This window comes from Streptomyces cellostaticus, from assembly GCF_023630175.1.
GTDB lineage: Bacteria > Actinomycetota > Actinomycetes > Streptomycetales > Streptomycetaceae > Streptomyces > Streptomyces cellostaticus_A.
Genome location: NZ_JALLIN010000044.1, coordinates 34,279 through 59,770, shown reverse-complemented (window position 1 = coordinate 59,770; position 25,492 = coordinate 34,279). Strand labels below are relative to the sequence as shown.

The window sequence follows — 25,492 nt, the reverse complement described above, 5'->3', positions numbered from 1 at the left end:
CCCCCCCCCCCCCCACCACCGGGGATTGGCATTCCCACCGATGAGCAGCGTCAGTGTTGTGATCCCTTGCTACAAGTACGGCCATTTCCTGGCCGACTGCGTGAGCAGCGTCCTGGACCAACAGGACGGCGTCGACGTCCGGGTCCTCATCATCGACGACGCCTCCCCGGACGACTCGGCGGAGATCGCGCACAAGCTGGCCGCCTCCGACCCGCGGATCGAGGTCCGCGTCCACGAGACCAACAAGGGCCACATCGCCACCTACAACGAGGGCCTGCTGGAATGGGCCGACGGCACCTACGTCGCCCTGCTCTCCGCGGACGACCGGCTGGTGCCCGGCGCCCTGGTCCGGGCCGCCGCGCTGCTGGACGCCCACCCCGGGGTGGGGTTCGCCTACGGGCGCCCCCTGCGCTTCCAGCACGGCGGACCGCTGCCGCCGGCCCGTACCCGCGGCACCGGCGCGGTGGTATATCCCGGCCACTGGTGGCTGGAGCGGCGCTTCCGCGAGGGCACCGGCTGCATCACCTCGCCCGAGGTCGTCGTCCGCACCAGCCTGCAGCGCGAGGTCGGCGGCTACGACCCCGCGCTGCCGCACGCCGGCGACATCGAGATGTGGATGCGGCTCGCCGCGCACGCCGACGTCGGCTACATACGCGGTGCCGACCAGGCCTTCTATCGTGTCCACGGCAAGAACATGTCCACGACGGACTTCGGCGGCCAGCTCGACGACCTGCGCCAGCGCCTCGTGGCCTTCGACTCGGTGCTCGCCAAATGCGCCGACCGGCTGCCGCACGCCGACCGCCTCGCCGACGAGGTCCACGCCCGCCTGGCCCGCTTCGCGCTGCGCCGGGCCTACCGTGCCTACGACCGGGGCCGCACCGGCGCCGTTCCGGTCGACGAGTGCGTGGCCTTCGCGCAGGAGTGCCACCCGGGGTACGCGGCGCTGCCGGAGTACCGCGCCCTGCGGCTCAGACGGCGGATCGGACCGAAGGCGATGCCGTACCTCCAGCCGCTGGTGTGGTCGGCCGTGGCCGACCGCGGCCGGGAGTGGCTGTGGTGGGAGTCCTGGAAGCGCCGCGGTATCTGATGAGCGATCAGTTCAATTCAGCCGGCCGCGGGAACCGGTCCGGCGTGCCGGCCGGGCACGGTCCCGCGACGGCTCATCACGTACCGGTCGAGCCACAACGCGCCGAGAACGCCCGCGGCCAGGCCCAGCAGGCCCGTGCCGGCCAGGCCCCGGTTCCGGTCGCCCCGCACCTCGGCGGCGCTCGGCGAGGTCAGCACGGAGGCGGTGATCCGCGAGCCGGCGGGCACCCGCTGCGCCGACTGCATCGCGTCGACGTGCCGGGAGTAGACGCCGATGATGCGGCGCACCGCCGTCACGGCGGCCTCGGGCCCGGATGCCTGCGACTGGATCTGCAGGGAGGGGATCAGATAGCGCGGCGTGGCGCTGGTGCCGCTGTTGCGGGGGACCAGATGGTATGTCCCCCGGACTCCGGCCTCCTTCAACTCCTTTGCGCCAGAGGGCGATTCGAGCTGCTGCACGACCCCGTAGGAGACCAGGGCGAGCGGCGGCTGCAGGTTGGTGAGCTGATTGGGCTGGTTCCGGGTCACCGGCGGCTTGAGGACGACGACCGCGGACCCGGTGTACTGCGGTGCGGGACGCACCACCTGGTACGCCGCGGCGGCCGTCAGCAGCAGCGCGGCCAGCACCACGTACCAGCGGCGGAGCAGTGCGTCGGCGACGTTCCCGGGCGACATACGAGTTCCTTCCGTCAGCCCCGATACTGGCAGGACGCGCGGCGGGATGCCACCGAATGGGGGGATGGTTCATGAGTCTTGGTGAGATCTGGGCCATTCTGCGCAGACGGTGGTACTTCGTGGTGCCCCTCACGCTGCTCAGCCTGGTCTGCGGCGGATACCTCTACGTGACCGTGCCCGTCTCCTACGAGTCGCAGAGCTCGGTCACCCTGCTGGACTCCTCGGCGGTCTCCCGGCTGCCCCCCACCTTCGGCAACCCCATCTCCAACGCGGGCGGTTCGCTCATCGTCACCGCCGACGTGCTGATCAGGGCCCTGGAGTCGAACGACGCCGCCAAGGAGCTGCGCGGCCGCGGCGTCACGGACCCGTACACGGCCGGTTTCGCGCCGACCGCCGACAGTCCGCTGCTCACGCTCAGCGTGACCGGGACCGACCGGGCGAAGGTGCTGGAGGAGACCAACACCCTGACCGAGTTCGCCGGTGAGCAGCTCAAGGCCCTCCAGGCAGCGGCCAAGGTCCCGCCCGCGTACTTCGTGCAGACGGCGCCCGTCGTCCTGCCGCAGACCCCGGTGGCGAAGTCGAAGAACCGCTACCAGGACATCGCGGCCGTCGTCATCCTCGGTGCCGTCAGCGCCTTCCTGCTGTCGATACTGCTGGAGGGCGTCGCCGTGGTGCGCCGCCGGCGGCACGCCGCGAAGAGCGCCGTTCCGCGGGCCCGGGAGGCCCGCGCGCCCCGACGGGGACGAAGAGGACTGCTCGGACGGAGGGTCGACGCCACGGCGATCCTCACCGTCTACCTGGCGCTGGCCTTCTTCATCCCGTCGAACCTGGCTCTGCCCGCGCTCGGCGGGGTCGGCACCCCCGCCAACGTCTTCGCCCTGCTCGGCCTGCTGTGGTACCTCGCGACCTGGCTCGGCGGACGCGTCCTGCCCGCGCCGGGAACCAGGCTCGCGCGCGTGGCGATGTGCGTGCTCGGGCTGGCCGTCCTGGCGGCGTACGTCTCGGACGCCGGGCGGGAGAGCTCGCACGCGGAGGTCCTGGGCGCCGACCGCGGGCTCATCGGGTTCCTGGTGTGGGTGTCACTGGTGGTCCTCACCTCGGCGGGCGTGCAGGAGCGCGCCCGGCTCGACGTCCTGATGCGCCGGGTGGTGGTGATGGGCTCCGTCGTCGCCGCTATCGGCTTCTACGACTTCTTCTCCGGCACCAACATCGCCGACTCCATCCACATCCCCGGCCTGCAGACCAGCGTCGCCCAGGTCAGCGTCATGGACCGCGGCGCCTTCACCCGGCCGCGCGCCACCACCGCCCAGCCGCTCGAGTTCGGCGGCATGCTGGCGATCCTGCTGCCCTTCGCCATCCAGCAGGCCTTCGACCCGGTGCGCAGCCACCTGCACTGGGCGCGCCGCTGGGGCCCGGTGCTGCTCATCGCCGGAGCGCTGCCCCTGACCGTGTCGCGGACCTCGATCATCGGCCTGCTGCTGGTGGCCCTGGTGATGGTGCCGCGCTGGAAGCCGGCCCGGCGCTGGACCGCGATCGGCGTCATGACCGCGTCCGTCGCCGTCTTCAAGGTGCTGGTCCCCGGACTGATCGGCACGATCACCGGCCTGTTCGCCTCGTTCCTGTCGAACTCCGACAGCAGCACCCAGGCCCGCACGGTCAAGTACAGCGCGATCGTGCCCTACCTGGAGGAACATCCCCTGTTCGGGCGGGGCTTCGGCACCTTCACCCCGGACCGCTACTTCTTCACGGACAACCAGTACATGCTGACCCTGGCGGAGATGGGCGCGCTCGGACTGGTCGCCATGCTCGTCCTGTTCGTCGCCGGGATCCACCAGGGCGGTGCTGTCCGGCGGCTGGCCCGCACCGAGGCCGACCGCGAACTGGGGCAGGCGTTCTTCGCCTCGTCGCTGGTCGCGCTCGTCGTCAGCGCCACCTTCGACTCGCTCAGCTTCCCGATGTTCGCCGGCCTGTTCTTCCTGCTGCTGGGGGCGGGGGGCAGCCTCCTCGGCTTCGTCCGGGGCGAGGCCGCCACCGCAGCGCCGCCCCCCGTCAAGACCTCCGAACCCCAGCTTCCCCAACTCGTGGAGTCCCGATGAGCCCCGTCGCCGTCATCGTCGTCACCTGGAACAGCGCGCCGGTGCTGCCCGGGTTCCTCGCCGCGCTGCCCGAGGGCATGGCCGGACTCGACTGGCGGCTCGTCGTCGCCGACAACGACTCCGCCGACGACACCGTCGAGGTGCTCCGGTCGCTGGCCCCCGACGCCACCGTCGTCCAGACCGGACGCAACGCCGGGTACGCCGCCGGGGTCAACGCGGCACTGAGGGCCGCCGGTGAGTGGGAGGGCGGCTACCGGGCCGTACTGGTGTGCAACCCGGACATCCGGATGCGGCAGGGCTGCGCCAAGCGCCTCGTCGACACGCTGGGTGCCCAGGTGGGCATCGCCGTCCCGCTTCTGTACGAGGACGGCCGGGAGGCGCCCCTGCACTCGCTGCGCCGTGAGTCGAGCGTGAGCCGGGCCCTCGGTGAGGCGGTCATCGGCAATCGCCGCGCCGGGCGCTTCCCGCGCCTGAGCGAGCTGGTCACCGATCCCGCCGCCTACGCGCGGCCCACCCGCGCGGACTGGGCGACCGGTGCGCTCATGGCCCTCTCCGCCGACTGCCTGGCGGCCTGCGGCCCGTGGGACGAGTCCTTCTTCCTCTACTCGGAGGAGACCGAGTACTGCCTGCGCGCGCGGGACCGCGGCTGGGCCACCCAGCTCGAGCCCACGGCCGAGGCCGTCCACCTGGGTGGCGACTCCCGGGTCTCGCCCCGTCTGTGGACCCTGCTCACCCTCAACCGCGTGCGTCTGTACGGGCGGCGGCACGGACCCGGCGCGACCGTGTGCTTCCGGGCGGCCGTGCTCCTGCGCGAGGCGTCCCGCGCGGCCCTCGGGCGCAGGGCGAGCCGGGCCGCCGCGACCGCGCTGCTCAGGCCGGGCGCGCTGCGGGTGACGCCCGGGCCGTGAGACGCCGCCGGGTACCGGGCCTCAGCCGGACCAAGTGGTGTAGAAACTGGCCGGGTTCACCAGGTACCGCACGGTGGGGTGCGGTACGTGGCGCACGGTGTGGGCGCGGCTGTAGCGGTGCACCAGCTCCCAGTCCTCACGGGGCAGCACCTGCGGGGTCCGGCGCAGCCGGCTGAAACGAAGCGCCCGGTTCCGTCGTCCGACGAAGGCGTTGGTGTCCAGGAAGGACTCGCGGGCCGCCCGGCGGCGGTCGAACGGCACGGACAGGACGTCCCGTTCGGTCCCGTCCGGCAGGACCCGGCGCAGCGCCGTGTAGACGGCGTCGGGGCCGCCGGGGGCCTCCAGCACCGCCAGCGCCCGCTCCAGATGGTCGGGCTCCCACAGGTTGTCGTCGTCCAGGAACGCCACGTACCGCGAGCGGGTCAGACGGATGCCCACGTTGCGCACCACGCCGGCCACCCCGGTGTTCCGCGCCAGTGAGACGGCGAACAGCCGCGGGTCGTCGGGCAGCCGGGGGAGGCCGGCGCCGTCGTCGACGACGATGACGACCTGGTCTCGGACGGTCTGGTCCAGTGCCGAGCGTACGGCCGCCCGCAGTTCGTCGGGCCGGCGGTGCGTCGCGATCACCGTCGCCACGAGGGCCGCCGGCCGGGGACCGATGGCGGTGTCGAGGCGGCGGGCCTCGGACGTCTCGACGCGGCGCAGCCGCAGCGCGGACGGGGCGAGAAGGACCTTGTTGCGGAGCTCGAACAGGACGAGCCAGCCGAAGGCGCGCTTGAGCAGTTCCCAGGGGGCGCGGGCGATGCGTCGCATGATCCTCTTCCTCAGCCGGCCGGCTGCGGCGCGATGGCGTGCCCGTGGGTGAACCGGTTGCCGCGCCAGACGTTGCCGGAACCGGCGGTGTTCCAGGCGGTGACGGCGCCGTAGTGGCCGGAGTTGCGGTGGTACCGGGTGGAGAAGACGTTGTCCGTGACCTGGATCCCGGTGGCACCCTCACCGCCCCCGTACAGGGCGTAGGCGCCGCCCGCCAGCAGATTGCCGTCGATGACGGTGTTGGAGACGGGGCCGGTGTCGGCGAACAGGCCGATGGCCGCCGAGGCCCCCCGGTCGACGGGGACGGAGTTGAGCAGGGTGTTGTGCCGGATGACCAGGCTGCCCTGGTTGCTCCCGCCGCTGATCACCGCGTCGGTGTGCTGCCACTCGCCGCCGGCGTTGCGGAAGGGGACCAGGTCGTGGACGTAGTTGTCGTGGAGGTTGCCCTGCCCCATGGAGAGGGCGTTGCCGAAGACGGAGACGTCGCACCAGCCCACCTCGACGGGACTGACTCCCATGTTGGAGACGGCGTAGTCGACGCCCCCGTTGTCGGGCCCCTTGCCGGGAACGGCGGTGATGGTGCTGTGCAGGATCCGCAGACCGCGGTGCCCGGGGCGCAGGTTGATCCCCCACCAGTTGGTGGAGGTGATCCTCGAGTCGATGACGGTCACGTCGTCCGCGTAGATGTCGAGTGAGCCGGTGATGTCCCACCCTCTGATGACGGTGCCGTCGGTCCTGATGCTCATGTTCCCGGTGGAGTGGGGCTCGAGCGGGACGCGCGGACCGGTGGAGCGGGCGTCGGGGAAGCCCGCCTCGGCTTGCGCCGCCGGCGCAGCGGACGGCGAGGACGCTCCGCGCGGCGAGGAACTCCCGGGCGACGGGCCCACCGGCCGCGGCGGGGGGCCCACCGGGTGCGACGAGGGGGCCGGCGGAGCCGAGGATGCCCCGGACGAGGGTGGCGCCGGGTGGGCCGTGCCGCGGGCGGGACTCTGGGCGGACGGCGCGGCACCGGCACCCGAGGCGCACGCGACGCAGAGCAACAGGGCCAGTAAGACCGCAAGTTGACGGAGCCTGGTCACACGGCCTCCGGGATTCGGGCGCCGAGCAGGAAGCGGCGGCTGGGCAGGACGCACACCACATAACAGGCGAGGGCGGTGGCGCCGATGACGAAGAGGGCGACGGTGCCGTCGCCGAGGAGCCGCTTCGCGACGAGGGTCACCACGGCCATCACGGCTCCCCCGAGGAAGGGCCAGGTACAGGCCCTGACGATGTGGGCGGGGCCGATCCCGGTCCGGCCCAGGGCGTACAGAAATGCGGGGACGACAAGACCGGCCGCGACGATGACGTGCCCCTGGGAGACGCCGACGACGCCACCGAGGCGGGCGCCGACGACGAGGACGGGGACGAGGGCGACGACCCACAGGCCCTGGACGAGGATCAGGGAGCGGCGCCGTCCGGCGGCGACCAGGCAGTCGTAGGCGAGTTCGCAGCCGATGCGGACCAGGCCCAGGGCCATCAGCCAGGGCAGCGCCGATGCCGCGGGCGCCCACTTGCTCCCGTACACGAGGCGGACGACCGGCTCGGCCAGTCCGCCGAGCAGTACGCACAGCGGGACGGTGCCGGTGACCAGTACGCCCAGGGCACGGCTGAAGCCCTGTGCCAGGGCCTCCGGGGACCCGGCCAGCCGGGAGAAGCCGGCGAAGGAGACACGGCGGGCCGCCTCGGAGATGATGCGCACCGGCCAGCCCGACATGTTGAACGCCAGGACGTAGAAGCCCAGGGCGACCGAGCCGAGGGAGGAGCCGACGACCATGGTGTCCACGTTGACCACGGCGAGTGCGAGCAGGCTCGCGCCGGCCAGCGGGAGCCCGAACCCGAGCAGCGCGCGGGCCTGCTGGGCGTCCCAGCCGAACCGCAGCATGCCCGGTGCGGCGAGCGCGCAGCCCACGAGCGCGGCGACATTGCCGGCCACCGCTCCCCAGGCGAAGCTCATCGCGCCCCAGCCGGCGAAGGCCAGCACCAGTGTCACGGTGGTGCTCAGGACGAAGTTGAGCGCGTCGATCACCATCCGTCTGCCCTGCGCGAACTCCCGGGTCAGGAAGCCGGCGGGCACCTGGGCCACTCCGTCCAGCACCAGGCACAGGCACATCACCCGCAGCACGCCCGAGGCCCCGGGAGAGTCCAGCAGGCCGGCCACCGTCGGCGCCGAGACGAAGATCGCGGCGTACAGCAGGACGCTGGACGCGGTGCCGAGCGTCAGCACGGTCGGCGCGAACCGGCGCGGGTCGCCGTCCCAGCGGACGATGGCCAGGCCGACGCCCAGCTCGTTCGCGGAGAGCAGGACCAGCAGCACGGTCTGGGCCATGCCGTAGACGCCCCATTCGGCGGGGCCGAGGGCGAATCGGGCCAGCAGGATGCCGGTGGCGAAGTTGCCGAGGCGCATGACCACGGTGTTGATCAGACTCCACCGGGCCGCGGAACGGACCTTGCGCCCGAGGGAGGGGGGAGCGGGGGTGTCGCTCGGCTCAGCGGTCTCGCTGTCCGGTGTGCGAACGCTGTCCATGAGTCGACTCCTCGTCGAGCGGCTCGGCGGCGGGCGCCGCGGCCATGGCGGGCCGCGCGGCCCCCGGCTCCGCGGCGGGCCTGTTCTCGGCGGACCGCGACCAGCTGGGCGGCGTCCTGAGTGCGATCGTCCGTTCCGCGGCCGGTTCCCCGGCCGCGGGCCCGGCGGCGGGCGGTGCGCCGGCGGCGGTGCGTGCGGGCTCCGCCGCGCGCGCCGGCCGGCGGGGCCGGTGGCGCGCCTCCACGTAGAAGGCCGCGACCAGGCTCAGCACCAGACCCAGGCCCCCGGCCATCACCAGGTACTCCAGCCGGGTCTTGGTCTGGGCCACCGGGGTCTGCGGAGGCACGATCGTGGTCATGCGGATCATGGCCTTCGGAGCGACCGACTGCTGCTTCTGGAACTGGTCCAGCCGCTCCTTGGCGTACGCGGCCAGGATGCGGTCCGAGGCCAGGACGGCGGCCTTGTCGGTGCCGGTGACGGTCAGCCACATCAGCGGCCCCTGCGCGTTGTCGGCGAGCTTGGCCTCGAACGTGCCCTTGGCGCCACGGGACTTCAGTTCCCGCAGCGAGCCGTCGGAGTTGAGGTTGCGGGCCAGGCTGTCGGCCATGCCGGTGAGCGAGGTCTGGGTGCTGAGGAACGGATTTCCGTCGTAGGCCACGGTGGCCTTCTGGGAGTTCAGAAGGGCCACCGTGCTCTGCGACTGGTAGGTGACCGGAACCACCAGTGCCACACCGGCCGCCAGCACGGCGGTCAGCAGCAGTCCGGGCAGCAGGACGTACCAGCGCCTGCGCATGACCCGGAAGATCTCAGCGAGATCCATGGTGGTGCCCCCTCACGCCCCGACCCCCGATGAGAATATGTTGCAAGCGGATCATATGGTGGATGTTTGGTCGGTGGGCCTCGGCCGGCTGCTCGCGGTCCCTCCCTCCAGCAGCACGGCGGCGATGCGGTCACTCGCCAGGCCGTCCCACAGTTCGGGCCGGCGCGGCGCGGGCGGATCGTCCAGCACCCGGTGCACGGTGGAGACGATGCGCGCCGGATCGCGGCCCGCCAGCACATTGGTGCCCTGCTCCACGGTGACGGGCCGCTCGGTGTTGTCCCGGAGGGTCACACAGGGCACACCCAGCGCGGTGGTCTCCTCCTGCACACCGCCCGAGTCGGTCAGCACGAGGCGGGCCGAGTCCTGCAGCGCGATGAAGTCGAGGTACCCGGCGGGCGGCACCAGCCGGATCCCGCCGGGGACGCCGACGGCGGCCAGCCGTTCGGCGGCGCGCGGGTGCACGGGCAGCAGCAGCGGGCAGCGGCCGGCGACCTCGCCCAGGGCTTTGAGCAGCCCGGCGAGGATCTCGGGGTCGTCGACGTTGGCGGGCCGGTGCAGGGTGACCAGACCGTACTCCCCCCTGGCCAGGCCGTGCCGGACGAGGACGTCCGAGGCGCGGGCCCGTTCCAGGTTGGCCAGCAGCGTGTCGATCATGACGTTGCCGACCAGGTGGATCTGGTCGTCCCGGTACCCCTCGGCGCGCAGGTTCCCGGCGGCGTCGGGGGAGGGGGCCAGCAGGTAGTCGCTGACCCGGTCGGTGGCGACCCGGTTGACCTCCTCCGGCATGCCCCAGTCGCGGCTGCGCAGCCCGGCCTCGACATGGGCCAGCAGCGGGCCCGCCTTGGCGGTGACCAGGGCGCAGGCCAGGGTGGAGTTGATGTCGCCGACCACCACGACGACGTCCGGGGACAACTCGGCGAGCAGCGGCTCGAACGCGGTCATCACCCGCCCGGTCTGCTCCGCGTGGGTGCCGGAGCCGACCCCGAGGAAGTGGTCGGGCGGCCGGATGCCGAGGTCGGTGAAGAACACCTCGTTCATGGCCGGGTCGTAGTGCTGACCGGTGTGGACCAGGATCACCTCGGCGCCCCGGCGTTCCAGCGCGTCCATCACCGGTTTGATCTTCATGTAGTTGGGTCGCGCACCGGCGACGCAGACGATGCGGGGCATGGTTCAGAGCACCTCGATCGTGGGCCCGGCCGACAGCCGGCGGCGGCAGTCGAGGACGAAGCGGGCGTGTTCGGCGATGAGTTCGTAGTCGAAGCTGTCGTGGTCGGTGAGCAGGACCACCACGTCGGCGGCGGCCAGCTCCTCCGGCACCGGGTCGACCCGGACCAGCCGGGTGTCCACCGGCAGGCTCTCGACCACGTGCGGGTCCGAGGCCTTGACCTGGGCTCCCATGTCGAGCAGGAGCTGGGAGACGCGCAGGGCGGGCGACTCGCGGGCGTCGCCGGTGTTCTTCTTGTACGCCAGGCCCAGCAGCAGGATGTTCGAGCCGTTGACGGACCGGCGCCTTTCGTTGAACAGGTCGCTGATGCGCCGTGCCACGTACTCGGGCATGTGGTTGTTGATGTCGTTGGCCAGCTCCACGAAGCGGAAGCTCTGGCCGAGTTCGCGCTGCACCCGCCAGGACAGGTACGAGGGATCGATCGGCAGGCAGTGGCCGCCGACCCCCGGTCCGGGCGTGAACTTCATGAAGCCGAACGGCTTCGTGGAGGCGGCGTCGATGGCCTGCCACACGTCGATGTCCAGGTGGTGGGCGAACATCGCGATCTCGTTGACCAGCGCGATGTTGACGTGCCGGAAGGTGTTCTCCAGCAGCTTGGCCAGCTCGGCCTCCTTGGGCGAGCGCACCGGCACGGTGGTGTCGACGAGCTGCCCGTAGAAGTCACGCACCGCCTGCAGCGAGGCCGCGTCGACGCCGGACACCACCTTCGGGGTCTCCTTGAAGCCCCACACGGCGTTTCCGGGGTCGATCCGTTCCGGGCTGTAGCCCAGGTGGAAGTCGGGGCCCGCGGCCAGGCCCGAGCCGTCCTCCAGGATCGGGGCGAACAGCTCCTGGGTGGTGCCGGGGTAGGTGGTCGACTCCAGGACGACCGTGGCACCGGGGCGCAGATAGCGGGCGAGGGTGACCGCCGACTCCCTGATGTACCGCAGGTCGGGTGTGCCCTCGTGCAGCGGCGTCGGCACCGTCACCACGGCGACGTCGAAGCCGCCGCAGTCGCGGGCCGCGTCGCTGGGGCGGTAGGCGCCGCTGTCCAGCGCGGCGCGGATCCGCTCCGAGGAGACGTCCTCGACGAACGACTCCCCGGCGGCGAGGCTCTTGATCCGCCGGGAGTCGACGTCGTAGCCGATCACCTCGTGACCGACCTCGGCGGCCCGAATGGCCAGTGGCAGGCCGACGTATCCCTGTCCGACCACGACGACGCGCATCAGTGACTCCTGTTCGCGGAGGCGGGCGACGGGGTGAGCCGGATGAACTCGCGCGCCGTCATGAGGACGAAGGCAGCATTGGTGGTGAGATAGCGTCGGCCCAGTCGGCGCGGCTCCTGCAGCGCCCGGTACAGCCACTCGACGCCCCAGCGCTGCCAGATCGCCGGGGCCCGTCTGGTGACCCCGGCCAGGATGTCGAAGGAGCCGCCGACCCCGTGCACCACGCGGGCGCCGGTGCGCTCGCCGTACGCGGCGGTGAAGATCTCCTTCTTGGGCGAGGTCATGCCGAGGAACAGCAACTGCGCACCGCTGCGGGCGATCGCGTCCGCGACCGCCGGCTGCTCGGTGTCGTCGAAGTAGCCGTTCCGGCTGCCCGCCACCTTCAGGCCGGGGAAGCGGTCGGCCACCTCGACCAGCATCCGCTCCAGCACCTCCTGCCGGGCACCGAGGAAGTAGACGGACATCCCCGCCGACTCCGCCTCGGCCAGCAGCCGCAGGAACAGGTCGATACCGGCGACCCGTTCCGGCAGCGGGGCGCGCAGGAGCCGGCCGGCCCAGACCACGGCCTGCCCGTCGGCGAGCACGAGATCGCACCCGGCCACGGCCCCGGCGAGCCGCTGGTCCCGCCGCATGTTCACCAGCTTCGCGGCGTTGACCACACCGATCTCGAGCTGCCGGTCCTCCCGGACCGCGGCCAGACAGCGTTCCACGGTCTGGTCCATGGTCAGGGGGTCCAGCTCGACCCCGAACAGGGAGCGACGCCCGCTCATACGCTGCCTCCCAGCCAGGCGTGGAGCATCCAGCCGAACTCGTACGGCCGGCACTCGCGGTCCACGGAGACGGGGCGGTACACCCGGTCCAGGGGTCCCAGCCGCAGGCCCGGAGCGACCCTGGTGCCCAGGCCCCGGGCGGCGCGCACGGCCTTCTTCGGATCGCCCCGGAAGACCTTGCGCCAGGTGACACCGAGATCGTCGAGGATCAACGGCTCCTGTTTCCGCGGGTCTCCGGCCAGTTCCGGTACCTCCGTCATCCACCCGAGGCCCTTGCGGACGGCCGCGGCGAAGTCGGTGCCGCCTGCGTCGGCGAGGTCGAACAGGGCGGTCGGCGCCATCGCGTGCTGGTGGACGCTGTAGACCGGATAGCCCTCCACGACCCCGCCGGTGCGCGCGTCGTAGTGCCACCACCACTGCCCGCCGTCCCCCTGCAGCTCGCAGATGCGCGCGGCGCAGGCGTCGGCCGCGGCCAGCGCCTCCGGATCGCCGCCCCCGTGGCCGCAGGCGTGCGCCCGGGCGAGGGCCTGGAGCGGGTAGGTCTGGTCGGCGAAGCAGCTCACGTGGGCCCGGTACCAGGGCACCAGGCCGGGGCCGGTGGCGTGCGGGAACAGCGGGCTGTTCCCGAGCCGGGCCCGCAGCAGGCGGTCGCGGGCCGCGGGCAGGCGCCCCTCCACGTCGACCGTGCCGTGCGCCGCCGCGAGGGCGGACAGCACCCACGCCGCCTCGACGGTGTACTGCGGCCGGCCCTCGTCGTCGAGGGCGTGCATCCGGTCCAGGGCGTCGGACAGCTTGGGATGGCCGGTGTCGGCGGCGGCCCAGGCGATGAGCGCCGCGTCCCCGAGGTTGGCCACCGCGGGCAGGGACTCGATCAGCAGGCCCGTGAACTCCTGGGCGCTGCGCCCGCCGAGCACCGCGCGCTGGCGGTCCTCCGGCAGGAACCGGGCCCCGAGCGCGGTGATGGCCGCGTACCGGGTGCTGGTCCCGCGCCGCTCCAGTGTCCAGGAGCCGTCGGGCGACCTGTGCCCGGCCATGGTGAAGGCGAAGGCCTCCTTGCCGGGGAGCAGCATCGACGGAAGCCCCGACTCGGCGACCGTGAGCAGTCGTTGGGCGAGCGTGAGCAGCGCCGGTTCCTCACGACCGAGCGCCGCGAGACGTGTGATGGTCATCGTTCGGACACACCAACCCCCCTGTGGGTCCTGTTTTCGCGCAGACTTGAGATCGCCGCGGCGTGAACGGCCGGGCGGTGTGAAGGCAATGCAGATGTCAGGCGCCGGAGCGGCTGCCGCTCCTCGCTCGAGGCACAGACGTCCTCACTGTGAAAACCCCCCCGGGCACTGCCGAATCGTGTGGTCCCTGTGCTGAGCCTGCACAGTTCGCACACATGTTATGCCTGCACATGTTCGACGAACGGTGTTTTGGGAGAATCGGCACCGGTTCTTCGTGGGATCAACTGGTCATGGGAGCGGCAGGAGTTCGCCGTCCTTCTCGTCGTACCGCTCACCGGTCTCGGGGCACTCCCAGCCGCCCGGCTCGCCCGCGCGCTCCACCAGCCGGACACCGGCCCGCCCGACCCAGCCGATCCGGCGGGCGGGTACGCCGGCCACCAGCGCGAAGTCCGGCACGTCCCGGGTCACCACGGCACCCGCCGCGACCAGGGCCCAGCGGCCGACGCGTACCGGCGCCACGCACACCGAACGGGCCCCCAGCGACGCCCCCTCGCCCACCACGACGGCCACGGCCTCCCAGTCGCCGCCGCGCTTCAGCCGGCCCTGCGGGTCCACGGAACGGGGGAAGTGGTCGTTGGTGAGCACCGCCGCCGGGCCGACGAACACCCCGTCGCCGAGCACCGCGGGCTCGTAGACCAGGGCGTGGTTCTGGAGCTTCACGCGGTCCCCGATCCGCACCCCCGGGCCGACGTACGCCCCCCGGCCGACGATGCACCCGCTGCCCAGCCGGGCGTCCTCCCGTATCTGGGCGAGATCCCAGACCGTCGTGCCGTCACCTATCGCGGCCCTCTCGTCGACCTGGGCGGTGGGCTGGATCCTGGTGTTCACCGAGTGGGTCTCCTGGTGTGGTCGGTGTGGTCGTTGTGGTCGGAAGGCCGGTGGCCGCGGTGCCGGCCGTCATGAGGAGATCTGCACCTTGCTGTGGTCGCCGAGGACCAGCCGGTGCGCCGCGGGCTTGCGGGGAGAGGGCGTCACCTCCACGTTGCGGCCGATGAGCGAGGCCTCCACCCGCCGGACACCGCTCACCGAGGAGTCGCGCAGCACGATGGAGTACTCGATCTCGCTGTCCTCGATCCGGCAGTCGCCGGCGATCGAGGTGAAGGGGCCGATGTACGAGTCGGTGATCACGGTGTTCGCGCCGACGGCCACCGGACCGACGATCCGGCTGCCGGTCACCTTCGCCCCGGGCTCGATCCGCACCCGCCCGATGACCTCGCTGTCGTCGTCGACGGTGCCGTCGATCCGGCGGTCCAGGGTCTCCAGCACCGAGCGGTTGACCTCGAGCATGTCGGTGACGTTCCCGGTGTCCTTCCAGTAGCCGGAGATCGTCGTGGAGCGCACGTCACGTCCCGCGTCGATCAGCCACTGGATGGCGTGCGTGATCTCCAGCTCGCCGCGCCACGAGGGCTCGATGGAGCGCACGGCCTCGTGGATCGCCGGGGTGAACAGGTACACACCCACCAGGGCCAGTTCGCTCTTGGGGTGCCGCGGCTTCTCCTCCAGGCCGATCACCCGCCCCGCCGCGTCGAGTTCGGCCACGCCGAACGCGGTCGGGTCCGGCACCCGCGTCAGCAGGATCTGCGCCTGGGGGCGCTCGGCGCGGAAGGCCTCCACCAGGTCCGTGATGCCGCCCACGACGAAGTTGTCGCCGAGGTACATCACGAAGTCGTCGTCGCCCAGGAACTCACGGGCGATCAGCACCGCGTGGGCCAGGCCCAGCGGGGCCTCCTGCGGGATGTAGGTGACGTCGAGCCCGAACGCGGAACCGTCGCCGACCGCTCCCCGGATCTCCTCGGCCGTGTCCCCGACGATGATCCCGACCTCGGTGATTCCGGCCCCCGCGATCGCCTCCAGGCCGTAGAACAGAACCGGTTTGTTCGCGACGGGTACGAGCTGCTTGGCCGAGGTGTGGGTTATGGGGCGCAAACGGGTACCTGAGCCACCAGACAACAAAAGTGCCTTCATGCATATCAGCCTACTTACAGCGGACTTGCTGACGGAGGGATTCCGGGTACGGAGGATCCCGTCCTCACGGACCGTCATGCCGCCGGGCCCGCAGGGCCGTACGGCCTGGGCACGGGTGAGCCGGTGATGCCGCAGGTCAGCCGGTTCTGCGGCCCCACCGCTGACCGGGCAGGGCCCACGTCCGGTCCTCTTCCTCGATGCGCCTGTCCAGCCGACACCGCGCACCGTACGCCGGACGCGGCGCCGCTCAGGGCCGGTGCGGCCGAGGCGCCCAGCAGCGCCGACCGGGCGGCCGCCTCGGGCGTCGAGCCGGATCTCCACGGCGGAACCGGCCCGCCGGTCGCCCGCCGGCCACCAGCGTGCTGCCGCGGTGCCGTCCGGTGCCGTCCGGCGCACCCGCGCCGAGGGCGGGTCGTCGCCCCTGCCCACGCGAGCCGCGCGCGGGGCGTCGGCGGGCAGCACGGCCCCGACCGGCGTCCGCTCGGCCCGCTGCCGGCCGAAGGACCGGCCGCCGGCCTGGGCGGTCACGAGGCCGGCCGGCGTGCCGCCCACCACGACGACGAGCATCCACACGGCGAGCAGCAGCCGTGCCTCGGGCACGTGGCCGCGCCGCCGGAGCGGATTCCTCCGCCCCCGCCGCAGCGGTGACCGCCCCCGCCCCGGTCCACCGCTCATGGGGCCGGCCTCGCGTAACCGTACCCACCTCCCTCACGCCCCCACCTCCCCCTCGGCACGCTCCGGGGGCCGCAACCCGGGCGGCGCCGCGGCATGGGCCGACCGGGGCACTCCCGGGCCGCGCCGATGGGCCGCCCGGCCCACCCGGCGCGCCGTGCGGCCACGGGCCGTTCTCCGCGACCGGAGGGACCCGTGGCCCCTCGCACCGCGCCCGGTACCCGGCCCAGCATGGAGCGAGACCCGGTCCACCAGGGGAAAGACGGGCTGTCCGATGGACCCGAACGATGGATTCCGCGAACTCGGCCGTCACGAGTGCATGCGCCTGCTGGCGACGGCGCCCGTCGGCCGGATCGTGCACACGCGCCAGGCCCTGCCCGCCGTCGTGCCCGTGAACTTCTGCCTCGACGGTGACGGGGCGGTGCTGCTGCGCACCTCGGCGGCCTCGGAGATGGCCCGCGCGGTCGACGGCTCGGTCGTGGCCTTCGAGGCGGACGCGGTCGACGCGGACCAGGGGTCCGGGTGGAGCGTCGTCGTCACCGGGCGGGCCGGGGTCGTCACGGAACCGGCCGAGGTGGAACGCCTGGACCGCATCGGCCCGCGCTCCTGGGTGCCCTCTCCCGAGGAGGTCTTCGTGCGCATCGAGCCGGAACTGGTCACCGGCAGGGAACTGGTCGGCGGACGCACGATGTACGGCGTGCGGCTGTGCGTCCCCCGCGCGGCGCACGGGCCGTGACACCTCTCCTCCCACCAGCGGCACACGGGCCGTGCCGTGGCCCCTCTCCTCCGGCACGCGGCCGCCCGCTCGTCGTGCGGCCCGCCGCCCCACCCGGCAGGCGCCGGCCGCGCCGGCCGTGGGCAGGCGACCGCGAGCGCGCGGCGGCGCGCGCACCAGGGCCGTTCGGCCCTGGCCGTCCGGCCCGCACGCGGCAATGATCCGTAGGGAGGCCGCCGGCGACCCGCGGGCGGCCACGAGGAGCGCGGGCGAGGAGCGGTCAATGGCGGACGGCGAGCAGGGCGACCCGATCAGGGTGTTCCTGCTGGACGACCACGAGGTGGTGCGGCGCGGGGTGCGCGACCTGCTGAACGACGAGCCGGACATCGAGGTGATCGGTGAGGCCGGCACCGTGGAGCAGGCCCTGGTGCGGGTCCCCGCGCTGCGCCCGCGGGTCGCGGTGCTGGACGTCCGGCTGCCCGACGGCGACGGCGTGGGCGTGTGCCGGGAGCTGCGCTCGCGCATGCCCGAGCTGGCCTGCCTGATGCTGACCTCCTTCGACGACGAGGAGGCGCTGCTCGACTCGATCATGGCGGGCGCCTCGGGCTACGTCCTCAAGCAGATCCAGGGCTCGGACCTGGTGTCCGCCGTGCGCACCGTGGCGCGCGGGCAGTCCCTGCTCGACCCGAGCGCCACCACGAGGCTGATGGCCCGGCTGCGCGGAGGCCCGCGCCCGCACGAGGACCAGGACGAACTGCCCGGCCTGACCGACCGCGAACGGGAGATCCTGGCGCTCATCGGGGAGGGGTTGACGAACCGCCAGATCGGTCTGCGGCTGTACCTCGCCGAGAAGACGGTGAAGAACCACATCTCCCGGCTGCTCGCCAAGCTGGGCGTGGAGCGCCGCATCCAGGCCGCCGTCATCGCCACCCAGATCCAGGACAGACGGGCCCGGGACGGGCGCTGACCGTCCGGCGTCCCCGCCCGTCCGGCGTCCCGCCCAGGACAGGGACGTTCGGCCCGCGGACCGAGACCTTCGGCACCCGGCGCGGTGCCACGTACCCGGCCAGAGTGAGTGCGTCGGGAGACGACGTCCCGGGCATCCCGGAAGGGGGAGAGCCTCACCATGGCCGTGCACGAGCACTCCCGCCGGAGCCCGGACCACCGTCTGCCGGCCCCGCTTCGGCACCGGCCCCGCTTCGGCACCGGGCCCGCTCCCGGGCCGCCGGACCCGGCGCGCCGGCACGTGCCGCCAGGCACACCGTGCGGGCCGCCCGGGCGGGAGGTCCGCACCGGGCCGACAGCCCGCGTGGAAGCAGCGGCCCCGCGCCGCGCGAACCCTTCAGGACGACGCCGTGACGGCGTCCCGCGATCCACGAGAGGTGGAGATCATGTCCCGCACCATCACCGTAGGCGTCGACGGTTCGGCCGAGAGCCGGGCCGCCGCGGAGTGGGCCGCCCGTGAGGCGCGACTGCGCGGCCTGCCGGTGAAGCTCGTCCAGGTCTGGCAGCCGGTGCCGGAGCCCATGGCCGAGGCCCCGCTGCTGGGCGCCGACACCCACCAGCACTGGACCGAGCGGATCCTGCGCGAGGCCGCCGACGCCCTGCGGTCGGGCCACCCCGGCCTGGAGGTGAGCACCGAGCAGCTCACCGGGCAGCCGGCCGAGCTGCTGACCGCCGCGGCCGGTGAGGCCGAACTGCTCGTGCTCGGCTCGCGCGGCCTCGGAGGGCTCGGCGGCTTCCTGCTCGGCTCGGTGGGGCAGGCCGTCGTGGCGCACAGTGAGCGGCCGGTGGTCCTGATCCGCTCCGGCGAGCAGGAAGCCGTCGGCGAGCACGGCACCGCCGTGACCGGCGATCCCGCCGGCCCCGTCGTACTGGGACTGGATGTCAGGGCGCCGGACGCGGCCCCGATCGAGTTCGCGTTCGAGGCGGCCGAGCGCGGTTCGGTGCCGCTGCGGGTGGTGCACGCCTGGAACCCGCCGTCGTACTACTACTCCTACGGCATGGCCATGGACCCCGAGGTCACCACGACGGTGGCGCGCGCCCACGCCGCCGCCCTGGACGAGGCCCTGCGGCCCTGGCGGCAGAAGCACCCCGGCGTCGAGGTCGTCACGGAGTCCCGCTGGATCAGCCCCTCACTGCTGCTGGTCGAGGCCTCCCGCGGCGCCTCGCTGGTCGTGGTCGGCCGGCGTGTCCGCCGCTCACCCGTCGGCGCCCACATCGGCACCGTCGCCCACGCGGTCCTGCACCACGCCGCCGCGCCCGTCGCCGTCGTGGCGCACGACTGACGCACGGCTCCGTCCCCTCCCCGCCGCCGTGTCCCCGCGAGGGCGCGGCGGTGGCCGGGGGCACGGAGCGGCCGGGCCGCGGAGCGGTGGCCGCTCAGAGGCCTCCCGCGTGATCGGGCACGTACGTCTGCAGATCGCGTGGCGGACGCTCGTAGCCGGTCGACGGCGGCCTCGGCGGCAGCCGCAGCACCTGCGGCGGCACCTCGTGGTACGGGACGGAGCCGAGCAGGTGGGCGATCATGTTCAGCCGCGCCCGCCGCTTGTCGTCGCTCTCCACGACGAACCACGGCGCCTCGGTGATGTCGGTGTGGACCAGCATCTCGTCCTTGGCCCGGGAGTAGGCCTCCCAGCGCGTGATCGACTCCAGGTCCATCGGGGACAGCTTCCACTGCCGCAGCGGATCCTCCAGCCGGCGCCGGAAACGCTCCTGCTGCTCGGTGTCGCTCACCGAGAACCAGTACTTGCGCAGCAGGATCCCGTCCTCCACCAGCATCCGCTCGAAGATCGGGCACTGGCGCAGGAAAAGCTGGTACTCCTCCTTGGTGCAGAAGCCCATCACGTGCTCGACCCCGGCCCGGTTGTACCAGGACCGGTCGAACAGCACGATCTCCCCGGCGGCCGGCAGATGCTCCACGTACCGCTGGAAGTACCACTGCGTGCGCTCGCGCTCGGTCGGCGTCGGCAGTGCCGCGATCCGGGCGACCCGGGGATTGAGATGCTCGGCGACCCGCTTGATGGTGCCGCCCTTGCCCGCCGCGTCCCGGCCCTCGAACACCACGACCAGCCGGGCGCCCTCGGCCCGCACCCACTCCTGCAGCTTCACCAACTCCGTCTGCAGGCACAGCAGTTCCCGCTCGTACACCTCACGCGGCAGCTTCGCCGCCTTCTTACCGGCCATGCCGCCTCCACCGCCGCCCGCCGGCCCGCGCGGTCGCCCACGCCAGGGGCCGGACACCAGGACGCCACCGTACTTTCCGCCGGAGACCGTCCGCCACCGCTCGCCGCTTCCCGGTGGCGGACCGCCACCGCTTCCCTCCTTCCCGGCGGCGGTCCGCCACGCTTCCCCCTCCGTCCCGGTGGCCGTCCGTCGCGGGCCGTCACCCGCGGCCACCGCCGCCCCCGGCCGGCGGTCCACCGGGGACGTACGGCCCCGTGCCAGGCCCGGACAGCCCATGGGAGCGGCGCCCGAACCGGCGGATGCTCGAGACACCGCGACGCCTGGAGGAGATCCGTGATGTCGGACGACGTGCTCCACCACCCCCCGGTCCACGCGCTGCTCGCGGACGGCACCACCGTGTGCATCCGTCCCGTGACCCCGGCCGACCACGACGGCCTGCGGCGGTTCTACGCGGAGATGTCCCCGGAGAACCTGCGGCTGCGGTTCTTCTCCGTCAGCCGGCGTTCCGGCGCCCGCGCCGCCGACCGGGCCTGCGCCCCGGCCCGCCCCGGACGCCGGGCCCTGCTGGCCCGGAGCGGGGACCGGGTGCTCGGCCTCGCCGAGTACGACTCGGCGGGGGAGCGGGACACGGCCGAGATCTCGCTCGCCGTGGGCGACACGGTGCACCACCTCGGTGTGGGCACGCTGCTCGTGGAACACCTGGTCTCGGCGGCCCGCGCCGACGGCGTCACCACGTTCACCGCCGACGCGCTCAGCGAGAACCGCCAGGTGCTCGGACTCTTCCGCGATCTCGGCCTGCGCGTCAGCCGCCGTTTCGACGGGCCCGAGGTCCGGTGCACCATCCGGCTCGACCAGGACGACACCTACCTCTCGGCCGTGGAGGCCCGGGGCCGGGTCGCCGACGTCGCCAGCCTCGAGCCGCTCCTGCGCCCGGGCGCGGTCGCCGTCGCCGGCGCCGGACGCACCCCCGGCTCGGTGGGCCGGGCGGTCCTGCACCAGTTGAAGGCCGGCGGATACAGCGGCCGCCTGTTCGCGGTGAACCCGAACGTCGAGCACATCCTGGGCGTGCCCTCCTACCCGGCCGTCGGCGACCTGCCGGTCACCCCCGACCTGGTGGTCGTCGCCGTGCCCGCGGCGGCGGTCCCGGCCGTCGCGGAGGAGTGCGGCAAGGCGGGCGTGCGGGCCCTGGTCGTCGTGACCGCCGGCCTCGACGCCGACCAGGCACGAGCGCTGCTGGCCGCGTGCCGCGCCCACGGCATGCGCCTCGTCGGCCCGAACTGCCTCGGTGTCTCCAACACCGAGTCCGGCCTGCGCCTGGACGCCACGTTCGCCGCAGGGCACCCGCGCCCCGGCACCGCCGGTGTCGCCGTGCAGTCCGGCGGTGTCGGCATCGCCCTGCTCGACGGCCTGTCCCGGCTGGGCATCGGCGTCTCCTCCTTCGCGTCCCTCGGCGACAAGTACGACGTCAGCGGCAACGACATGCTCCAGTGGTGGGAGAGCGACGGCCGCACCGACCTGGCCCTGCTGCACCTGGAGTCCTTCGGCGGCCCCCGTGCCTTCTCCCGCACCGCCCGCCGGGTCACCCGCCGCATGCCGGTGCTCACCGTGGACGCCGGCCGCACCCCCGCCGGCCGCCGCGCCGCCGCCTCGCACACCGCGGCCGCCGCCACCCGGACCATGACCCGGCAGGCCCTGTTCGACCAGGCGGGCATCACCGCGACCCGCTCGGTGGGCGAACTCCTCGGCACCGCCGCGCTGCTGCACTCCCAGCCGCTGCCCGCCGGCCCCCGCGTCGCGATCGTCACCAACGCGGGCGGCGCCGGTGTGCTCGCGGCCGACGCCTGCGCCGAGGCGGGACTCACCCTGCCGCCGCTCACCTCGGCACTGATCGGCGACCTGCTCGCCGTGCTCCCTGAAGGCGCCGCGGCCGGCAACCCGGTCCACGCCACCGCCGCCGTCACCCAGGAGCAGCTCACCGACTGCCTGGAGCGGCTGACCCGGCACCCGGGCGTCGACGCCGTCCTGGTCGCGCTGGTGCCCACCGCGGTCGCCGCAGCGACCGGGGACGACCTGGTCCGCGCCGTCACCGGAGCCCCCGGACACGGGGCCAGGCCGGTGGCCGCGGTCCGCCTCGAACAGGACCTCCCGGTCCGGCTGCTGCCCGCCGCCGGCGGCGGCGCCGTTCCCTCCTACGCCGAGCCGCAGGCGGCCGCCCGGGCGCTCGCCCACGCCGCCCGCCGCTCCGCCTGGCTCGCCCGCCCCGCGGGCACCGTCCCGGACCTGGACGGCGTCGAGACGGAACGCGCCCGGGAGGTCGTGCGGACCTTCCTGGCCACGCGTCCCGACGGCGGCTGGCTCGACCCGCGCGCCTGCGCGGACCTGCTGGCCTGCTACGGCATCCCGCAACTGCCCTGGGCATGGGTTCAGAGCGAGGACGAGGCCGTGACGGCCGCCGAACGGCTGCGCGGCCCGGACGGCCGGGTGGTCATGAAGGCGCACTGGCCGGGCCTGGTCCACCGGAGCGAACGGCACGCCGTGCACCTCGACCTCCAGGGCGACTCCCAAGTGCGCGCCGCCTTCCGCGACTTCGAGAACAGGTTCGCCGGACTGCTCGCCGGCGCGGTCGTGCAGCCGCCGGCGGCCCGCGGCATCGAACTGCTCGCCGGTGTCGTCCAGGACGAGGTCTTCGGACCACTCGTGCTGTTCGGGTTCGGCGGCACCGCGACCGAGGTGCTCGGCGACCACGCCGCCCGGCTGGCCCCCCTGACCGACCACGACGTGCACGACCTGATCACCGCGCCGCGCTGCGCCCCGCTGCTGTTCGCCGCGCACGGCGGCGGCCCGGCGGACCTCGAGGGACTCGAGCTGCTGCTGCACCGAATGTCACGGATGGCGGCCGACCTGCCGCAGCTCGCCGCGGCCGACTTCGACCCCGTACTCGCCACCCCGGACCGGGTCCGCGTGCTCGACGCGCGGGTGCGCCTGGTCCCGCGCGACGCCCAGGACCCCTATCTGCGCCGGCTCCGCTGAGGCGGAACCGCGGACGGACCACGGTGGTGACGGCGACCGGCCGCACCCTCGGGGAGAGGAGGCCGGACCGCCGGGACCGGGCGGGTCCTGGTGGCCCACGGCTCGACGAGCGCGGTTCGACGGCACGGACCGCAGGGCCCGTCGCCCGCGCGCCGCGCGAGGCGCGGCTCCCGGCCGAGGAGCGGCCCGCCCGGATCGCTGCCGGGTGTCACCGCGCGGCGACGGGGCGCCGCTGCCGGGCATGGTGACGGGGTGTCCGGGGACGATCGGACCCGCGTCGCGGCCCGGTCGGCCCTCTTACCGGGTGGCGGCCCCGCCCTACGGTGGAGGGGTGACCGGGTGCGACGGAGGAGAACACGTGGAGATCGTTGCGTACGGCGTCCTCGCCGACGAGGAACCGCTGCTGAGGGAGGCGTTCGACACCGTGGCCGCCGGCCGCCACGAACTGCGCTGCCTGCGGCTGTTCCTGGACCGGGACACGTCGCCGACGGCCGCCGGGCACGAGGTCGTGCTCAGCAGTGTCAACGACACCCTGGACGCCGCCGTGCTGCGGTCCCTCGCGGAGGGCGGCACCCGGATGATCGCCCAGCGCTCCACCGGGTACAACAACATCGACCTGACCGCCGCGGGGGAACTCGGGCTGACCGTGGCCCGGGTCTCGTACTACTCGCCCTACTCGGTGGCCGAGTTCGCCTGGACCCTGGCTCTCGCGGTGGACCGCCGGATCGTCCGGGCCGCCCGGCGCACCCGGGACTTCGACTTCCGGCTCGACGGCCTGATGGGCCGCGACCTGCGCGGCCGCACGGCCGGGGTGGTGGGCACCGGGAAGATCGGCACCGCGTTCGCCCGGATCGCCCACGGATTCGGGATGCGGCTGCTGGGCTGGGACATCGCGGAGAGCCCGGACTGCCTCGCCCTCGGCATGGAGTACGTCTCGCGCGAGCGGCTGTTCGCCGAGGCGGACCTGGTCAGTCTGCACGTCCCGCTGCTGCCCGACACGCACCATCTCGTCGACGCCGCGTCCCTGGCCCTGATGAAGGACGACGCCATCCTGGTCAACTCCAGTCGCGGCGGCCTGGTGGACACCGACGCCCTGCTGGAGACGCTGCGCGCGGGCCGGCTGAGCGGTGTCGGCCTCGACGTGTACGAGGAGGAGGCCGGGGTGTTCTTCCTGGACAAGTCGCTCGAGGTGATGACCGACGAGCGCCTGGCCAGGCTGATGACCTTCAGCAACGTCCTGGTCACGTCCCACCAGGCGTACTTCACCAGGGACGCCGTCGGCCAGATCGCCCGGACCACCGTGACCAACATCGAGGACTACGCCGCCGGCCGCTCCGGCGAGAACGTGCTCGTCCGTCCCGGTACGGCCTGAGACACACCCGGCACCGCGGCGTCCGCGGCGCCGGCCGACCGGATACTGGGGACGGGGAGCCGAGGCGGCCCGAGCCGTGAGGAGCGTGTGATGGACCCGCAGCAACTCGACGCGAGGACCGCGGCCGCCCTGGTCGCGGCGGCGGTCCTGGCCCCGTCCATGCACAACGCGCAGCCATGGCGCTTCCGCCTGCGGGAGGACGAGGGGGTGCTCGAACTGCGCCCGGACCTCGGCCGGGCCATGCCCCACTCCGACCCCGCCAACCGGGCGCTGTACATGGGCTGCGGCGCGGCGCTGTTCAACCTGCGCGTCGCCGCCGCGCACGCCGGAATCAGCCCGGAGGTACGGCTGCTGCCCGATCCGGCGGAACCGCTGCTGCTCGCGTCGGTCCGGTCGGCCCCGCCGCCGGCCCCGGCGTCCGCGCACGGCGGTGCCGCTCGGGACGTGGCCGACCTGGCGCGGCTGCACCCGGCGATCCAGCGCCGGCACACCAGCCGCCACCCCTTCGACGAGAAGGACATCCCCGACGACGCCCGGGCCGCCCTGCGGACCGCGGCCGCGCAGGAGGGGGCCGAACTGCTCTTCGCCGGGCCCTGGCACGTGGAGACCGTGCTCGACCTGGTCCAGGACGCGGAGAGCCGGGACGCCGTGCACCCCGAGGGCATGGCGGACCTGCGGCGCTGGACCCGGCTCGGTCCCGAGGCGGACATCGCCACCGACGGCGTGCCCGAGTACGCCTTCGGACCCCGGATGCGGGACGGCCGCGCTCCGCTGCGGGACTTCGCCGGGCGCCGGCCGGTGGCCGACCGGGGCGCCGCCGCGTTCGAGCGCAATCCGCACCTCGCCCTGCTGAGCACCTCCGGCGACACTCCCGCCGACTGGCTGCGCGCGGGCCAGGCACTGGAACGCGTCCTGCTGGAGGCGACCCTCGCGGGTCTCGCCACCTCCCTGACCTCCCACGCGCTGGAGAGCCCGGACCTGCGTCCGCTGGTGCGCGATCCGGTCGTCGGCCGGGGCCACGTCCAGATGGTGCTGCGCCTGGGCTACGGTCCCTTCGGCCCGGCCACTCCCCGGCGTCCCGTCCGCGAGGTCCTGGACATCGTCGGTGCGGCCTGACCTCCGAGGAGGCGAAGGGCCCGGTCCGCCGAAGGGCGTGGCGGCG

Annotated in this window: 21 protein-coding genes; 9 read left to right on the top strand and 12 right to left on the bottom strand. The window is 73.5% G+C overall.

Translation table 11 applies throughout. The features are described from left to right. Window positions 1–40: 40 nt before the first annotated feature. The gene (locus tag MXD57_RS24955; RefSeq protein ID WP_250404219.1) at window positions 41–1,087 is read left to right on the top strand and encodes a glycosyltransferase family 2 protein; all 1,047 of its coding nucleotides are present in this window, start codon (window positions 41–43) and stop codon (window positions 1,085–1,087) included. A 17-nt stretch (window positions 1,088–1,104) separates the two neighbouring features. Here MXD57_RS24955 and MXD57_RS24950 read toward each other — a convergent pair whose 3' ends face one another. Beyond that, window positions 1,105–1,761 carry a hypothetical protein gene (locus tag MXD57_RS24950; protein WP_250404217.1) on the bottom strand — a complete coding sequence of 219 codons (657 nt, stop codon included), beginning with the start codon at window positions 1,759–1,761 and terminating at the stop codon, window positions 1,105–1,107. Between the two features lie 71 nt (window positions 1,762–1,832). Between MXD57_RS24950 and MXD57_RS24945 the strand changes: the two genes are divergently transcribed. Next, a complete protein-coding gene (locus MXD57_RS24945; protein ID WP_250404215.1) occupies window positions 1,833–3,857 on the top strand; it encodes an O-antigen ligase family protein in 2,025 nt (674 codons plus the stop codon). Then, window positions 3,854–4,765 (top strand): glycosyltransferase family 2 protein, encoded by a 912-nt coding sequence (locus MXD57_RS24940; RefSeq protein ID WP_250404213.1) that lies wholly within the window; start codon window positions 3,854–3,856, stop codon window positions 4,763–4,765. The genes MXD57_RS24945 and MXD57_RS24940 overlap by 4 nt, the downstream gene beginning before the upstream one ends. Window positions 4,766–4,786: 21 nt before the next feature. On the opposite strand, the gene MXD57_RS24935 is transcribed toward MXD57_RS24940, so the two are convergent. The 10 genes from MXD57_RS24935 to MXD57_RS24890 form a co-directional block, all read right to left on the bottom strand. Then, the gene (locus MXD57_RS24935; RefSeq protein WP_250404211.1) at window positions 4,787–5,578 is read right to left on the bottom strand and encodes a glycosyltransferase family 2 protein; all 792 of its coding nucleotides are present in this window, start codon (window positions 5,576–5,578) and stop codon (window positions 4,787–4,789) included. 11 nt (window positions 5,579–5,589) lie between these two features. Further along, the gene (locus MXD57_RS24930) at window positions 5,590–6,324 is read right to left on the bottom strand and encodes a hypothetical protein (protein ID WP_250404209.1); all 735 of its coding nucleotides are present in this window, start codon (window positions 6,322–6,324) and stop codon (window positions 5,590–5,592) included. A gap of 329 nt (window positions 6,325–6,653) precedes the next feature. Continuing rightward, window positions 6,654–8,141, bottom strand: a complete 1,488-nt coding sequence (locus MXD57_RS24925; protein WP_250404208.1) for an oligosaccharide flippase family protein — start codon at window positions 8,139–8,141, stop codon at window positions 6,654–6,656. Beyond that, window positions 8,104–8,961, bottom strand: a complete 858-nt coding sequence (locus MXD57_RS24920) for a Wzz/FepE/Etk N-terminal domain-containing protein (RefSeq protein ID WP_250404206.1) — start codon at window positions 8,959–8,961, stop codon at window positions 8,104–8,106. The genes MXD57_RS24925 and MXD57_RS24920 overlap by 38 nt, the downstream gene beginning before the upstream one ends. A 51-nt stretch (window positions 8,962–9,012) precedes the next feature. Beyond that, a complete protein-coding gene (wecB, locus tag MXD57_RS24915) occupies window positions 9,013–10,128 on the bottom strand; it encodes a non-hydrolyzing UDP-N-acetylglucosamine 2-epimerase (protein ID WP_250404204.1) in 1,116 nt (371 codons plus the stop codon). A 3-nt stretch (window positions 10,129–10,131) separates the two neighbouring features. Then, window positions 10,132–11,391 carry a nucleotide sugar dehydrogenase gene (locus tag MXD57_RS24910; protein WP_250404202.1) on the bottom strand — a complete coding sequence of 420 codons (1,260 nt, stop codon included), beginning with the start codon at window positions 11,389–11,391 and terminating at the stop codon, window positions 10,132–10,134. Next, window positions 11,391–12,161 carry a WecB/TagA/CpsF family glycosyltransferase gene (locus tag MXD57_RS24905; RefSeq protein ID WP_250404200.1) on the bottom strand — a complete coding sequence of 257 codons (771 nt, stop codon included), beginning with the start codon at window positions 12,159–12,161 and terminating at the stop codon, window positions 11,391–11,393. The genes MXD57_RS24910 and MXD57_RS24905 overlap by 1 nt, the downstream gene beginning before the upstream one ends. Next, window positions 12,158–13,330: a hypothetical protein gene (locus tag MXD57_RS24900; RefSeq protein WP_250404199.1), complete on the bottom strand. Its 1,173-nt coding sequence runs from the start codon at window positions 13,328–13,330 to the stop codon at window positions 12,158–12,160. The genes MXD57_RS24905 and MXD57_RS24900 overlap by 4 nt, the downstream gene beginning before the upstream one ends. 288 nt (window positions 13,331–13,618) lie before the next feature. After that, a complete protein-coding gene (locus tag MXD57_RS24895) occupies window positions 13,619–14,218 on the bottom strand; it encodes an acyltransferase (RefSeq protein ID WP_250404197.1) in 600 nt (199 codons plus the stop codon). Window positions 14,219–14,287: 69 nt separating this feature from the next. Then, the gene (locus MXD57_RS24890) at window positions 14,288–15,355 is read right to left on the bottom strand and encodes a glucose-1-phosphate thymidylyltransferase (RefSeq protein WP_250404222.1); all 1,068 of its coding nucleotides are present in this window, start codon (window positions 15,353–15,355) and stop codon (window positions 14,288–14,290) included. Between the two features lie 946 nt (window positions 15,356–16,301). On the opposite strand from MXD57_RS24890, the gene MXD57_RS24885 reads away from it, so the two are divergent. The 3 genes from MXD57_RS24885 to MXD57_RS24875 all read left to right on the top strand — a co-directional run bounded on the left by MXD57_RS24885 (window position 16,302) and on the right by MXD57_RS24875 (window position 19,030). Beyond that, window positions 16,302–16,763: a pyridoxamine 5'-phosphate oxidase family protein gene (locus tag MXD57_RS24885; protein WP_250404195.1), complete on the top strand. Its 462-nt coding sequence runs from the start codon at window positions 16,302–16,304 to the stop codon at window positions 16,761–16,763. Window positions 16,764–17,025: 262 nt separating this feature from the next. After that, entirely contained in the window at window positions 17,026–17,709 is a 684-nt protein-coding gene (locus MXD57_RS24880; protein WP_250404193.1) for a response regulator, read from the top strand. Window positions 17,710–18,133: 424 nt separating this feature from the next. After that, window positions 18,134–19,030 (top strand): universal stress protein, encoded by an 897-nt coding sequence (locus tag MXD57_RS24875; protein WP_250404191.1) that lies wholly within the window; start codon window positions 18,134–18,136, stop codon window positions 19,028–19,030. 94 nt (window positions 19,031–19,124) lie between these two features. On the opposite strand, the gene ppk2 is transcribed toward MXD57_RS24875, so the two are convergent. After that, window positions 19,125–19,928, bottom strand: coding sequence for a polyphosphate kinase 2 (ppk2, locus tag MXD57_RS24870; protein WP_250404190.1), 804 nt, complete (start codon window positions 19,926–19,928; stop codon window positions 19,125–19,127). A 336-nt stretch (window positions 19,929–20,264) separates the two neighbouring features. On the opposite strand from ppk2, the gene MXD57_RS24865 reads away from it, so the two are divergent. From MXD57_RS24865 to MXD57_RS24855, 3 genes are all read left to right on the top strand, one after another. Continuing rightward, window positions 20,265–22,958: a bifunctional acetate--CoA ligase family protein/GNAT family N-acetyltransferase gene (locus tag MXD57_RS24865; RefSeq protein ID WP_250404188.1), complete on the top strand. Its 2,694-nt coding sequence runs from the start codon at window positions 20,265–20,267 to the stop codon at window positions 22,956–22,958. A 358-nt stretch (window positions 22,959–23,316) separates the two neighbouring features. Beyond that, window positions 23,317–24,330, top strand: a complete 1,014-nt coding sequence (locus MXD57_RS24860; protein WP_250404186.1) for a 2-hydroxyacid dehydrogenase — start codon at window positions 23,317–23,319, stop codon at window positions 24,328–24,330. Between the two features lie 90 nt (window positions 24,331–24,420). Beyond that, window positions 24,421–25,446, top strand: coding sequence for an Acg family FMN-binding oxidoreductase (locus tag MXD57_RS24855; protein ID WP_250404184.1), 1,026 nt, complete (start codon window positions 24,421–24,423; stop codon window positions 25,444–25,446). The last annotated feature ends 46 nt before the right edge of the window (window positions 25,447–25,492 follow it).